Origin of the sequence: Methylobacterium sp. Leaf93 (assembly GCF_001422345.1) — a bacterium.
In the GTDB taxonomy this organism is placed as follows: Bacteria; Pseudomonadota; Alphaproteobacteria; order Rhizobiales; family Beijerinckiaceae; genus Methylobacterium; species Methylobacterium bullatum.
The window spans coordinates 47,862-61,994 of record NZ_LMMS01000027.1; the positions used below are offsets into that span (position 1 = coordinate 47,862).

Sequence of the window (14,133 nt, forward strand, 5' to 3'; positions counted from 1 at the left end):
GCTTAGCGGAGGAGCTGCAGGATGCCCTGCTGCGCCGTGTTGGCGAGCGAGAGGGCCGAGATGCCGATGGACTGGCGGGTCGACAGGGCCTGGGAGTTGGCGGCTTCCTCGTTGAGGTCCGCGTTCGTCAGGTTGGCCGAGCCGGTGTCGAGGATGTTGATCAGGTTCTTCGAGAAGTCCTGACGGTTCTGCACCACCGAAAGGTTGGAGCCGAAGGTCGAAGCCTGTCCGCGAAGCTGGCTGGTGGCCGCCGTGATGGCCGTCAGCGTCTGGTTGATCTCCGTGTCGGTCTGGAAACCACCGGTGGACGAGGTGAGGCCAAGTCCGTCGGCATCCAGTTTGGAGCCGGCGATGGTCAGGCTGGAGGAGCCCGATTCGTTGAAGGTGACCTTCAGGGAGTTCTCGCTCGCATCTGTGCCATTGCGGTACAGCAAGTTGATGCCGTTGTAGCTCGAATCCTTGGCCTGCTGAGTGATCTGGTTCAGGATCTCGTTGAACTGCTTGGCCAGCGTTTGGCGGGTCGTGTTGGTGGAGCCGGTGCTGTCCTTGCCAAAGCCGGACATAGCCGTAGCCGGACCTTGGCCAGCGACGCTGGAAGATTGAAGGCCAAAGCCGATATCGGCGTTGAGAGAGGCTGTCGCGCCCTGTGCCGCCTGAACCGTGAGTTTCTGGCTGGCGCCAGCGGTCGTGGAACTCAGGACGAGCTTATCATTCACATCAAGGCTGGCGACAAGGTTTCCGGCAAGCCCCGTATCGGCACCGATCTGCTTGTTGATCGAGTCGACGATCTGCTGCTTCGTTGTCGTCGCCGGCGTGGTCCCAGTCGTGTTGTCGATCTTGATGGTCTTGGCCGGACCGGTTCCGAGCTGGATGGTGAAGTTGGCGTTCTTGGTGCTGAGGTCGAGGCCTGCCGTCAGGGAGGTCGTGCCGTTGACCACAGCCTTGGCGGAACCGTCGGTGGCATCGGAACCCGTCGAGGACAGGCCGATGGCCGCAGTGCCGGTTCCGGCTGAAGCCGTGCCCGCGCTCGTCGCCGCATTGGTACCGAAACCGAGACCGATCGTGTCGGCGCTGGCGGCGACCGTGACGCCGGTACCGGTGAAGGCGAGTCCGGCGCCGGTCGCTGCGCTGGCGGTGATGCCCGTTACTCCGCCTGCCGTGATCTTGGCGTTGATCGCCTCGAGCAGCTTAGCCTTATCGGGGTTGGTACCCAGCGCCGTGCCACTCGCGTCGAGGCTGGTGCTGTCGATGGTGAAGGTCGTCGAATTTGTGCCGTTCCCGACGGTGAACGTCGCGGATTTACCACTCGACAGATCGGTGTTCGCACCAATTATGACGGAACCCGTGGAGGCAGCCGTGGGGCCGGTGCCGGAGGGCGTGCCGGCCGCAGGCGTGAAAGCGCCACCAAATCCCAGATCGACACCGCCGGCGGCGGGCGTCACGGTCAACTGCGCATCGGGGCCGGAATCCGTCGAGGAGAACACGAGCTTGTTGCTCGAGTTGATGCTCGCCGTGACCGTCGATCCACCGTCCTTCAGCTGCTTGTTGATGGCTGCCAGGACTTCCGTTTGGTCGCCCGATGTCCCGACCGTTCCGCCGTTGGCATCGGTCGCGCTGTTCTGATCGATCTTGACCGACACCGCCTTCAGACCGTCATTCACGGTGAAAGCCGCTGAGCCGCCGCCCGAGAAATCGGTCGCGCTGCCAACGTTCGCACCGGTAGCGGTGAGGGTCGCGACTTTGGCGCTCGACGCTTTGCCGAAGCCGATATCGAGGGTCGACCCCTTGGAGCCGGCCACGGTCAACTGCTGGGTCGATCCGGCACTGGTCGTCGAGAAGCCGATGCGTCCGTCGGAACCGACCGACGCCGAGACTTTGCCCTTCAGATCAGCGTTGTTGGCGATCTGGCTGTTGATCGCGGAAACAACCTGACCGGCGGTGACCTTGGTGAGGTCCGTACCGGCGCTCGTCAGAGTGGAGGAATCGAGCCGAATTGTAGCAGTCTTCGCGGCAGCGCCGGATCCGATGGTGATGTCGAGCGAGCCGTCCTTGCCCAGCGTCGAGAAATCCTGGGTGCCGTCGGCGGTGCCGGCCAGACCCTGGAAGCTCTTGCTGCCGTTCACGGAGGCGGCGGTGGCGGCGAGACCGCTGGTGGTCGCGCTCTTGTCGGCCAGCGCCTGGTTGGCGGTGGACTTGGCCGAATCGACCAGCTTCTGGATCGAGGTGATGCCCTGGTTGGCGGCCTGGATCGTCTGGACGCCGTTCGAGATGCCGTTGAGGAGCGAGCCGAGATCGCCCGAGCGGCCGGACAGGGCCTGCGAGGTGAAGAAGCTCGTCGGATCGTCGAGGGCCGAGTTGACCTTCTTGCCGGTCGACAGGCGGTTCTGGGTCTGGGTCAGGAGGTCGGCGGTGCCCTGCAGCGAGAGCAGGTTCTGGCGCGTTGCCGCGGTAAGCGTGATGCCTGAAGACATGTGGTCCGATCCATTCTGATCTGGAAGCACCCTTTTTTGGGTGCGACGTCACCAAACCACGAGGACGTTGCGAACGTCTTAAGACGAACGGTCAACGAACCCTGAGGGAGATCCGACGTATTCTCCCTATCTTCGTGGTCTCCGAGGGAGATGCCGTATTCCGCAAGCAAACCCTGCCATGGCGGTCATGTATTGTTAACCGCCCGGATCGATGATCCCACCCGAACCCGAAGGACCGGTCATGCCCCTGAAGATCGAACTCAAGCCGTTCGAGCGGTTGCTGATCGGCGGGGCCGCGATCCGCAACGGGTCCCGGCGGTCGAGCTTCGTCATCGAGACGATGACGAAGTTCCTGCGCGAATCCGACATCATCACGGAGAGCGAGGCCGATACGGCCTGCAAGCGCCTCTACCTGACCCTCACGGTGCTCTATCTCTCCGACGACGTGTCGGAGATCGAGAACCTGTTCGTGGCCCAGGCGAGCGAGTTGCTCCAGGTGGTGCCGAGCACCGCGCCCTACATAAGAGACATCAACGCATCGGTGGCGGCGCGGGACTTCTACCGGGCGATGAAGCGGGGCAAGGACCTCATCCAGTACGAGGCCACTCTCGCCGACCTCCTGGCCAAGGCGCCCGATTCGGGAAGCGCCGACTGACCGTCCGGATCGGCCGCCGAGCGGGCAGGGGGCCGGCATCGGCAGTCCCGATGCGGCAGGCTCTCGTGGAGCCCGGCTCCGGGTCCGGACGCCCCCCCGGTCTCAGGCAGGCTACCGGATTCATACATCTGCTCTCGTAGGCAGACCGCGTCCCTCTCCCCCTTGTGGGGAGAGGTTAGGAGTGGGGGTGGCTCCGCCAGCCTCCGACGGCTGAGAGTCGCCCCACCACCCCCACCTCCAACTCCTCCCCACAAGCTCGACGGATCTCGGGCAAGTCCGAGATCCGCTGGGGAGGAGGGCTCGTCAGCGCAGCCCGCGACATGCGTGACTCTTGTAGCTCACGCGGGTTCGAGGCGGGTGAGGCGGTCGAGGAGGGCGCGGTCGTGGAGGAGGGCCATGCGCTCCTTCGGGCTGAGCCACTCGGCGGCCTCGGCGATAGTCTCGGCCTCCACCACCTTGGCCTGGGCGAGGGCGCGGTCGGTGTCGATCACGCCGCGGGGGCGTTTGGGCATCTCCGGCAGCATCAGGGCATGGGCCTCGGCGAAGCCCGCATCGGCGTGGAGGGCGCGGATCGCATCCGATTCGTCGAGGCCGGCCTCGGCGTTGTGGGCGGCGAGCGTCCCGGCGGTGATGGCGATGGCGGGCTGGTCGCGCTCCTCCGGCGTCATCAGCAGGCCGAGGCGCTTGAGGGCGAGGCCCCAGGAGAGCTGGCCGCTCGCCCAGGAGATCGGGATCGCCAGGACGAGGCCGAGGATGGTGGGCGACATCCAGAGGAACAGCGAGGTGGCGATGGCGAAGGCGGCGATGCCGGTCACCAGCCCCAGCACCATGTGCCAGCGATGGCGCCGGACGATGTCGCGCAAGGGAATCGAGCCGTCGTCGCGCCGCTGCGGGTTCCAGCCGGTATCGCGCCCGACCAGGATCTCGAAGACCGAGCCGGATTGGATCAGCATGGCGATGGGCGCGATGAGCGCGGAGAGGATCGTCTCGATCAGGCTCGACAGGACGAGGCGGATGGCGCCGCCCGAGGCCCGGCGCACAGGCCCGTCGATGAGGGCGAGGATCAGCCCCAGGAGCTTGGGCGCCAGCAGGATGCCCATGGTGAGCCCGAACAGCTGGAGCGCGCGCACGGGGTCGAAGCGCGGCCAGACCGGGTAGAGCCCGAATTCGGAGGTGAAATATTCCGGCCGCACATAGGCGGTCTGGAGCACGAGGGCGATACCGACCACGAGCTGGCCGAGCCAGAGCGGGGAGGCGACGTAGCCGGCGATGCCGGTGGCGAAATGCTGGCGCGAGGCCAGCGTCAGGCCCGCCGCCCCGATGACGCGGCTGTGCTGGAGGTTGCCCTGCGCCCAGCGCCGGTCGCGCACCGCCACGTCGATGAGGGAGGGCGGGCTCTCCTCGTAGGAGCCGGGCAGGGCGGGCAGCATGGTCACGCTCCAGCCGGCCCGCCGGATCAGCGCCGCCTCGACGAAATCGTGGCTGAGGATGTGGCCGCCGAAGGGCGGCTTGCCCTTGAGGTCGGGCAGGCCGCAGGCTTGCGCGAAGGCGCGGGTGCGGATGATGGCGTTGTGGCCCCAGTAATTGCCGTCGCGGCCCGACCAGACGGAGAGGCCGGTGGCGATGACCGGGCCGTAGATGCGGGCGGCGAATTGCTGGACGCGGGCGAACAGGGTGTTGCGGTTGATGATGAGCGGCAGCGACTGGATGATGCCAGAATCCGGGTCCGCCTCCATGGCGGCGGCGAGATGGACCACGCAAGGTCCGGTCATCAGGCTGTCGGCGTCGAGCACCAGCATGTGGTCGTAGGCCCCGCCCCAGCGCGAGACGAAGTCGCCGATATTGCCGGCCTTGCGATGGTGGTTCTTCGCCCGGTGCCGGTAATAGAGCCGCGCATCCTCGCCCCAGCGCGCGCGAAGCGCCAGGAAGGCGCGCTCCTCGGCGATCCAGGCGTCTCCTTGCGTCGAGTCCGACAGGACGAAATAATCGAAGGCCGCGCCATGGCCGGTGGCGTCGATCTCGGCCCGCATGGCTTCCACGGCCGCGAAGGTGCGGGCGGTGGCCTCGTTATAGACCGGCATGACGATGGCGGTCTTCGTGGCGAGCCGGGTCGGCGGAAGCGGCGCCTTCGGGCGGCGCAGGAGCGTGGCGAAGCCCAGGATCGCGCTCATGAAGGAGAGGGCGATCCAGGAAAAGTTCAGGGTGAAGAGCACGAGCAGCACATATTGCAGCGCCGTCGTCCCGCCCGAGACGGCCACGACCTCGTACATCTCGAACGCCCCATAGGCGGTGAGCAGCGCCGCCCCGCCGAAGACGAAGGCGCGGGCGGCCCAGGGCCGCCGCGCGGGCTTCGCCGGACGGTGCCCCGTGGCGGGGTCCCAGCGGTCGAGCGCCTGCACCGGCATGGGCAGCGGGGCTTCGGGCGGCATCGCGGGCCGAAAGGAAGCCGGGGCGGCGGGGGGAAACGCGTGCGTGTTCAGGGTGTCCACCGGTAGAGCCAGGTTTCGGTGACGGGGGCCTCCCCGCGCTTGAGCACGAGGCGCAGTTCGCAGGTCTTCTCGCCGCCCGTGTCGAGCTCGAAGGAGACGCGCACCGTCTTGCGGTCGGGATAGCGATAGAGGGTCGGGGCCGCCACCGTTCCGGGCGAGGTCAGGAGCGTCGGCTGCAGGTCGGGATCGGCGAACAGGATGTCGCCGGTGAAATCCACCAGGAAGAGGCGGCGGTTGCTCCCCGGCGCCTTGCCGCTGCGGGTGCCGGAGACGGTTGCCACCGGAGGCGCCTCCGGCGGCTGCCAACACCAATGCTGGCGATAGCCGAACGCGTGCTCGGTGCCCGCCGCCAGGGACGCCTTCGGCCGCCAATAGGCCAGGATGTTCTCGTTGAACTCGGAATCGCTCGGGATTTCTAGGAGCGTCACGGCCCCCGGCCCCCAGGCGCCGAAAGGCTCGAGCCAGAGCGAGGGACGCCACTCCCAATGCTGCACGTCGTCCTCGAAGTCGGCGTAGCTGCGCGCCCGCTGCATCAGGCCGAACCCCTTAGGGTTGTCGTCGACGAAGGACGAGACCTGCAGGGTCTCCGGGTTGCGCGCCGGGCGCCAGATCGCCTCGTTGGCGCCCGTGCGGATCTGCAGGCCGGTGGAGGCATAGGCGCCGGCCCGGGCATCATCGGCGCCGCGCCGGTCGTAGGGGCCGAAGAAGTAGCTCGTGGTCATGCCGCCGAGACCGAGATGATCGATGGCCGCGCGCGCGAACACCGTGCCCTCGACATCGCAGAGCGAGGCGCCGCCCGGCCGCAGGCTCATTCTCAGGGCGGCGGTGGCCGAGGGGGAATCGACGAGGCAGTGCAGCACCAGCGGGCCGCCGGGACCCGGCCGCTCGACCCAGATGGCGCGCAGTTCGGGAAACTCCTCGCCGCGTGAATCGGCCGGGCGCAGGGTGAGGGCGCGCGCGGTGACGCCGAAGCCCTGGCCGGTGGCGACGAGGCGGAAGAACGACGCCCCCTGGAAGGTGGCGAAATCGGTGAGCTCGCCGCCATCGAACCGGGCGCGGATGCGCAGGCCGGAGTAACCGGGATCGTCCTTGAACTCGGGCAGGGCGATGCCCTCCGCCTCGAAGCGGGAGCGGTCGTAGGCCAGGGGCCGCACGGTGCCGTCCTCCACCAGGGCCAGGGCCACGCGGCCGGTGAAGACGGAGCCGCGATGCAGGGGCTCGATCGTGAATCCGAGGGTCTCGTTCGACCAGACCGCGCTGCCCGGCACGGTCCGGATGGCGTTGTACTGCTCGCGGTTGAGCCCGGTGAGGGCACCGGGCAGATCGTCGGTGCGCGGGGCGACGAAGGGCCGTTTGGCCAGTGCACGGGCGAGGTCGGCCACCAGGCCGGACTGGAACGGCGCGCCATCGGCGGGAAGGGCAGGGGCATCGTCCGCCCGGGCGGTGTCCGCGGCGCCGGGGAGGGAGACGACCAGCGCGGCGACGCTCGCCTGCCACAGAAGCTCCCGGCGGCTCCGGTCCCGCGGTCCCGTCGCAACGGGATCGTCGGAGGAGGGCTCTGTCACGGCGCGGCGAAGTCCCGGAATCGTCGGCGTCATTGGACCTGGAATGTCGGCGCGGAAAAGCGCGGAGTGCGATGCGGTATGTCCCGGCTTTACCACGGCACGGCCTGAACCCAACCTTAAGCCGGAAAGGACCGAAACCGTTCACGGGAACGCGGATTTTCCGACAATCGCGCGGTCCGGCCGGGAACGGACGCGGGAGGCGAGAGGGCGCCGGACTGGCCGAATGGCCGCGCTTGTGACAGATTTTGTGGGTCGTTCACCTCACACGAGGCACCTCATTGGCCCTGATCCCATGCCCTGCCTGCTCGCGACAGATCTCCGCGCAAGCCTTGGCTTGCCCGGGCTGCGGCCATCCCGGTGACGCCGCTTCCCCAGGGGGAGGGGGTGTCACGCGCATGCTCGGAACCGTCGCCGGCACCTACATCTCGGCCACCACGCTGGCGAGCCTGGTCCTCGGGGTCGTCATGTTCGTGTGCGTGGCCGCCGTGCTGATCACCCTCATCCTCAAGAGCCAGTGACCGGGACGGAGCGGACCGGATCTCCGTCCGCGCCGCCAGCTTGCCGGCCAGGCAGACTTGCTACCCGACAAACCACACAGTAGCGCAGCCGGACAGGACGCGAGCCGGCCCCCGGCCCGACAGCGGCGGAGCGACGATGACGGCGCAGACCACCCATTCGACCGAGCCCGCCAAGACGGGCGGACGCAGCCTCACGGCCATCGTTCTCGCCGCCGGCAAGGGCACGCGGATGCGCTCCGACCTGCCCAAGGTGCTGCATGCGGTGGCCGGACGGACCATGCTCGGCCACGTGCTCGCCGCCGCGAGCGAGGCGGGGGCGACCCGCATCGCCGTGGTGGTGGAGCCGGGCCAGGAGGCGGTCGCCGCCGAGATCGCCCGCGCGGCGCCCGGCGCCTCGGTCCATCCGCAGGTGGAGCGCCTCGGCACCGCCCATGCGGTTCTGGCCGCCCGCGAGGCCCTGGAGGCGGGTTCCGACGACGTGGTGATCGCGTTCGGCGACACCCCCCTCGTCACGGGGGTCACCCTCACCCGTCTGCGCGCGCCCCTGGCCGATGGGGCGGCGGTGGCGGTGCTGGCCTTCACGGCGGAGAATCCGGCCGGCTACGGACGGGTGCTGACGGAGGGCGGGCGCGTGCTCGCCATCCGCGAGGAGAAGGATGCGAGCGCGGAGGAGCGCGCCGTCACCCTGTGCAATGCCGGCCTCATGGCGCTCTCCGGCCCCCATGCCCTCGCCCTGCTGACGCGGATCGGCAATGCCAACGCGGCGGGCGAGTACTACCTGCCCGACGCGGTCGCCCTCGCCGTGGAGGACGGGCTCGCCGTGGCGGTGGTGCCCGTGGACGAGGCCGAGGCGCAGGGCGTCAACGACCGGGTCCAGCTCGCCGTCGCCGAGGCGACGATCCAGGCCCGCCTGCGCCGCGCGGCCCAGATCGGAGGGGCCACGCTGGTCGCTCCAGAGACAGTTTTTCTCAGTGTCGACACGGTTTTGGGCCGGGATGTTCTCGTGGAACCTCATGTGGTGTTCGGCCCCAAAGTGACGGTCGGAGACCGTTGCGTGATCCATGCCTTCTCGCATCTCGAAGGCGCGACCCTGGCGCAAGGCGTCCATATCGGCCCCTATGCGCGGCTTCGCCCCGGCGCCGTGCTGGAGGCCGGCTCCCGCATCGGCAATTTCGTCGAGATGAAGAACGCGCGCCTCGGCGAGGGCGCCAAGGCCAACCACCTCACCTATCTCGGCGATGCCGAGATCGGGCCTGGGGCGAATGTCGGGGCCGGCACCATCACCTGCAATTACGACGGGGTGAACAAGCACCGCACCGAGATCGGGGCCGGGGCCTTCATCGGCTCGAACACCGCCCTGGTGGCGCCCGTGAGCGTCGGGGCCGGCGCTATCGTCGGCGCGGGCTCGGTCATCACCACCTCGGTGCCGGCCGATGCCCTCGCCATCGCCCGCAGCCGCCAGCGCATCATCGAGGGCATGGCCAGCGGGATGCGGGCGGCATTGCAGGCGATGAAGGCCGCCAAGCGATCCTCGGGACTCTGAGGTCGACTCGGCTCCGTCGCCGATGCCTGTACGAGGCGCTGAACTGAAGCTGGCTTCATTGCAAAATCTGGCTTTTCCATAACCTGGGGGTTATAGTTCCAAATGTCTTGGACCGTCAGGTCCAGGCGCGGGTATTTCCCGTCCGGCTCAAGGCCGAGGACTGGACCAGTGGCGACACTCACTGGTTGCTCGACGTCATCGCGCCCTCGCAGAAGGTGGCCACTGCGGTTCTCGCGAACTTCGAGCAGGTGGTGAAGGACAAGCCAGTGCGCATTCATCCGATCGTCGGGCAACGCGTCGATTCAGCGGTGTTAGAGAAATGCGCGTCAAATCGCTCGGCGACGCGGAGATGGCCAGCTCAAACTGACGGGAGTTTATTCAATCGGCATGGGCAAGCAAGCGAGACTGCTAAGCAAAGTCGCACTCCTCGCGACAGCCTGCATCGTATCTGACCTTGGGTACGCCGCCGCCGAAAAACCGGACCATATGCCGACGACGAAAGACTCACGACAGCAGGCCCCTAAGTTAAAGTGGCTCTTCGATGAAGACCCTCGCTCGCTAGGGATAAAAATAGGCCCCACGCATGAGGTAATAAAGCTACTTATATTAGAAGATATATTAGTATCAAATTCGAGGCGCGGCTATTTGGTTCAGATTTCTCTTAGAGCAAAGATAGAAACCGCTGGAAATTGTACGATTAATAAAGAAGACGATTTAGTTTTCTTTCTCAGGTCTCCACAAAACTATCGTCAAGGTGGAGAATACAGGCGAGATTTTTTTGGTAATTATGGGATAGAAAGTTTGAACTTATTAAGGATTGGTCATAAATACTTTGCAATTATTGATTGCAACGACAGCCAATATATATCTTACGCCATCGACTACCGGGAGGACTGAATGGCCAAAACTTGGACTTCTGCCATAGAAGCGTCCTTCAAATCTGTTGGTGCCGACGATTATGAATTTGAGTTAATCTATAACGATGCGGGCGATAAAATAAACCCAAGATGCGGATGACAGTCGACGATAAAGCATCTCTAATTGCCGCCCTAAAGAAGTTATATGAGAATTCGGACACGGCAGCGAAGATTATGGATTCGGCAGAATGGCACGGACGATGGAACAGGTGATCGCTGCAATGCCGCCCAACCGTCATGCGCGAATTCAGGCTCGCGCGGACGAGATGAAGGCCGAGATCGAGGGGCTGAAGGCGTTGCGTCTGCTCGCTGACCGCAGCCAGGTAGACATCGCACGGGAGCTGGGCATCACGCAGCCCGCCGTTCTCAAGATGGAGCGTCAGACCGACCTCTACCTCTCGACGCTGCGTCGGTTCGTGGAAGCGGCGGGTGGTAAGCTGGAGCTACGTGTGGAGTTACCCGGCAAAGGCGTAATTCACCTCACAAGCATGGGTGAACTCGCGCCCTGACCGGATATGACGCCGACCGGCATCGCTTTGCGACTATACGTCCGGCCCATGCTTCAGCTGCAGAACGCCTCATCAGAAGCATAAAGCCATTTCTCAGCATGAACTTGCGAGGTTTTCTTGATGGTGAGAATGAGGGCAAGGCATGCTGCCCGTGCGGCACAATGACGGGATAGCTGGCCGCGAGGCGTCCCGATCCGATACAAGGCGGTTGAGGAAGGCGTGGGCCACGCCTTGCGTGGCCCACCGGAGGCGCAAGCCTTCCACTCCCCGGCCAAGCCCACTCGTATGAGAAGTAGCGTCCATGTGTGGAATCGTTGGCATCGTCGGGCATGAGGCGGTGGCGGGACAGGTGGTCGAAGCCCTGCGCCGTCTCGAATATCGCGGCTACGATTCGGCTGGCGTCGCCACGCTGGCGAACGGCCGGCTGGACCGTCGCCGCGCCGAGGGCAAGCTCTCCAACCTCGAACTCAGGCTGCGCGACGAGCCGCTGCCCGGCGCCATCGGCATCGGCCATACCCGCTGGGCCACACATGGCCGCCCCAACGAGACCAATGCCCACCCCCATGCCACGGCGCGGCTGGCCGTCGTCCATAACGGCATCATCGAGAACTTTCGCGAATTGAAGGCCGAGCTGCAGGCGAAGGGCGTGCGCTTCGAGAGCGAGACCGACACGGAGGTCGTGGCCCAGCTCGTCAGCGCCGAGATGGACAGGGGCCTGGGACCGGTGGAGGCGGTGGCCGCCGCCCTGCCGCGCCTGCGCGGTGCGTTCGCCCTCGGCTTCATCTTCGCCGGCCATGACGATCTCCTCATCGGCGCCCGCCACGGTGCGCCCCTGGCCATCGGCTTCGGCGAGGGCGAGACCTATCTCGGCTCGGACGCCTTGGCGCTCGCACCCTTCACCGAGGAGATCACCTATCTGGAGGAGGGCGACTGGGCGGTGCTGACCCGCGCGGGCGCCGAGATCCGCGACATCGACGGCAACCCGGTCCAGCGCCAGCGCCAGCGCATCGTCGCCCAGGCCTACCGGGTGGAGAAGGGCAACCACCGCCACTTCATGGCCAAGGAAATCCACGAGCAGCCCGAGGTGGTGGGCCGGACCCTCGCCCATTACGTCGATCTCGCCAACGGCCGGGTCGCCCTGCCCGAGGCCCTTCCCTTCGATTTCAAGAACCTCTCGCGGCTCTCGATCACGGCCTGCGGCACCGCCTATTATGCCGGGCTGGTGGCGAAGTACTGGTTCGAATCCCTGGCGCGCCTGCCCGTGGAGATCGACGTCGCCTCCGAGGCGCGCTACCGCGAACCGCCCCTCGACACGGCCGGCCTCACCCTCGTGATCTCGCAATCGGGCGAGACCGCCGACACCCTGGCCTCCCTGCGCTACGCCAAGAGCCAAGGCCAGCACACCCTGGCGGTGGTCAACGTGCCGACCTCCACCATCGCCCGCGAGGCCTCGGCCGTGGTGCCGACGCTCGCCGGCCCCGAGATCGGCGTGGCCTCCACCAAGGCCTTCTCCTGCCAGCTCACGGTGCTCCTGTGCCTCGCCATCGCGGCGGGCCGGGCGCGGGGCACCCTGAGCGCCGAGCGCGAGCGCGAGCTCGTCGACGCGCTCATCACCGTGCCGGGCCTGATGGCGGACGCGACCAAGCTGGAGGGTGAGATCGAGCTCCTCGCCCGCGAGGTCTCGAAGGCCCGCGACGTGCTCTATCTCGGCCGCGGCACCAGCTACCCGATGGCGATGGAAGGCGCGCTGAAGCTCAAGGAGATCAGCTACATCCACGCCGAGGGCTACGCCGCCGGCGAGCTCAAGCACGGCCCCATCGCTCTCATCGACGAGAGCGTGCCGGTCATCGTCATCGCGCCGCACGACGCGATCTTCGAGAAGACGGTGTCGAACATGCAGGAGGTGGCCGCGCGCGGCGGGCGCATCATCCTCATCGGCGACGCCAAGGGCGCGGCGGCGGCCGGCCTCGACACCATGGCGACGGTGACCATGCCCGACCTCGACCCGGTCGTGTCTCCCATCGTCTACGCCGTGCCGATCCAGCTCATCGCCTATCATACGGCCGTGTTCATGGGCAAAGACGTGGACCAGCCGCGCAACCTCGCCAAATCCGTGACGGTGGAATAGGCCGGAACCGCCACCGGAATCCGTCGATTGTCAGGCGCCCCTCGAAACGGGGTCGCATGGCGGTCATTACGGGGCCGCGTGGCGGTCGCGCGAGACGACGCGGCAGGCCCCTTGAATGGCCCGGTTGGGCGGCTCCCTGACGGGCGCACGGCGGCGGAGACCAAGTTTGACATATCTCACGCTCGCCCTGCAGGGCATCGCCGGTCTGCTCGTGGCCGCGACGGCGCTGCCCTTGATCGAGACCAATCTCGGCTTCATTCGCAGCCTGGACTTCCCCCGGCTCCAGATCGCGGTGGCGCTGGCGGCCTGCCTCGCCGGCCTCCTTCTGGTCTCCAGGGACACGACCTCCCTCATCCTCGCCATCGCCATGGCGGCGGCTTTGGTCATGCAGGTCCGCTACATCCTGCCCTTCACGCCGCTCGCCGCCACCCAGGCAAAGGCGGCCAAAGCCTGCGATCCAGGAGCCCGGCTCAGCCTCTTGGTGCTCAACGTCTTGCAGACGAACAGGAATTACGGCGCGGCGCTCGATCTCGTCACGGGTCGCTCACCCGATCTCGTGCTGTTGCTGGAGACCGATTCCGGCTGGCAGGAGGCCATGTCCCCATTGCGCGCGCTCTACCCGAACCGGGTCGAGCAGCCGCAGGACAACACCTACGGCCTGCTGTTCTATTCCCGCCTGCCCCTGCGCGGCCCCGAAATCCGCTTCCTGCTCCAGGACGACGTGCCGTCGCTGCGCACGCAGGTGGTGCTGCCAGACGGCGAGACGGTGAGGCTCCATGGCCTACATCCGCGCCCCCCGCATCCCGGCCATAGCAGCGCGCCGCGCGACGCCGAACTCGTGATCGTCGCCCGCGAAGTCGCGGAGGCGCCGGGTCCGACCATCGTCGCCGGCGATCTCAACGACGTGGCCTGGTCCCGCACGACCCAGCTGTTCCAGAGCATCAGCGGCCTGCTCGATCCACGCCGGGGCCGCGGCCTGTTCGCGACCTTCCACGCGCAATGGCCGCTGATGCGCTGGCCCCTCGACCATGTCTTCTTCAGCGAGCACTTCCTGCTCGGCCACATGGAACGGCTACCCGGCGTCGGCTCGGACCATTTCCCGATCACGGTCAGCCTCTGCGCCGCGCCGCAGGCTCCCGCCCGGCAGGAGAAGCCCGAGGCCACCGCCGAGGATCACCGCGATGCCCAGGAGGCCATCGAGGCCGTGCGCTGAGGCTGTTCGGAGTTGTGTCGACACCGTCCGTTTCAGGTAGCAGACTGGCCCTCGCACATCGCCCGGCGCGCCCCGTGCTTGCCCGTCTCCGGGCCGGACAACCGACTTGAAAGCCGCTCCGGGCA

10 protein-coding genes are annotated in these 14,133 nt (G+C 66.8%); 7 read left to right on the forward strand and 3 right to left on the reverse strand.

What is annotated here, in order from left to right:
• Nucleotides 1-2 precede the first annotated feature (2 nt).
• Complete coding sequence (locus ASF26_RS16180; protein WP_056255992.1) at nt 3-2,471, reverse strand: flagellin; 2,469 nt, start codon at nt 2,469-2,471, stop codon at nt 3-5.
• 241 nt (nt 2,472-2,712) lie between these two features.
• On the opposite strand from ASF26_RS16180, the gene ASF26_RS16185 reads away from it, so the two are divergent.
• Nucleotides 2,713-3,126, forward strand: a complete 414-nt coding sequence (locus ASF26_RS16185; RefSeq protein WP_056255995.1) for a flagellar biosynthesis repressor FlbT — start codon at nt 2,713-2,715, stop codon at nt 3,124-3,126.
• A 338-nt stretch (nt 3,127-3,464) separates the two neighbouring features.
• Here the strand turns inward: ASF26_RS16185 and mdoH are convergent, their stop codons facing one another.
• Complete coding sequence (mdoH, locus tag ASF26_RS16190; RefSeq protein ID WP_056255997.1) at nt 3,465-5,615, reverse strand: glucans biosynthesis glucosyltransferase MdoH; 2,151 nt, start codon at nt 5,613-5,615, stop codon at nt 3,465-3,467.
• On the reverse strand, nt 5,603-7,213 hold the full coding sequence (locus ASF26_RS16195; RefSeq protein ID WP_082477676.1) for a glucan biosynthesis protein D: 1,611 nt from the start codon (nt 7,211-7,213) through the stop codon (nt 5,603-5,605). The genes mdoH and ASF26_RS16195 overlap by 13 nt, the downstream gene beginning before the upstream one ends.
• 362 nt (nt 7,214-7,575) lie before the next feature.
• Here ASF26_RS16195 and ASF26_RS23695 point away from each other — a divergent pair, with 362 nt between their 5' ends.
• The 6 genes from ASF26_RS23695 to ASF26_RS16220 all read left to right on the forward strand — a co-directional run bounded on the left by ASF26_RS23695 (nt 7,576) and on the right by ASF26_RS16220 (nt 14,008).
• The gene (locus tag ASF26_RS23695; protein WP_280136361.1) at nt 7,576-7,698 is read left to right on the forward strand and encodes a hypothetical protein; all 123 of its coding nucleotides are present in this window, start codon (nt 7,576-7,578) and stop codon (nt 7,696-7,698) included.
• 136 nt (nt 7,699-7,834) lie between these two features.
• Entirely contained in the window at nt 7,835-9,241 is a 1,407-nt protein-coding gene (glmU, locus tag ASF26_RS16205; protein WP_056256006.1) for a bifunctional UDP-N-acetylglucosamine diphosphorylase/glucosamine-1-phosphate N-acetyltransferase GlmU, read from the forward strand.
• A 387-nt stretch (nt 9,242-9,628) separates the two neighbouring features.
• On the forward strand, nt 9,629-10,138 hold the full coding sequence (locus ASF26_RS22800; RefSeq protein ID WP_156463021.1) for a hypothetical protein: 510 nt from the start codon (nt 9,629-9,631) through the stop codon (nt 10,136-10,138).
• Nucleotides 10,139-10,358: 220 nt separating this feature from the next.
• Nucleotides 10,359-10,667 (forward strand): XRE family transcriptional regulator, encoded by a 309-nt coding sequence (locus ASF26_RS16210; protein WP_082477687.1) that lies wholly within the window; start codon nt 10,359-10,361, stop codon nt 10,665-10,667.
• A gap of 301 nt (nt 10,668-10,968) precedes the next feature.
• The gene (glmS, locus tag ASF26_RS16215) at nt 10,969-12,795 is read left to right on the forward strand and encodes a glutamine--fructose-6-phosphate transaminase (isomerizing) (protein WP_056256012.1); all 1,827 of its coding nucleotides are present in this window, start codon (nt 10,969-10,971) and stop codon (nt 12,793-12,795) included.
• A gap of 166 nt (nt 12,796-12,961) precedes the next feature.
• On the forward strand, nt 12,962-14,008 hold the full coding sequence (locus ASF26_RS16220; protein WP_082477677.1) for an endonuclease/exonuclease/phosphatase family protein: 1,047 nt from the start codon (nt 12,962-12,964) through the stop codon (nt 14,006-14,008).
• Nucleotides 14,009-14,133 lie beyond the last annotated feature (125 nt).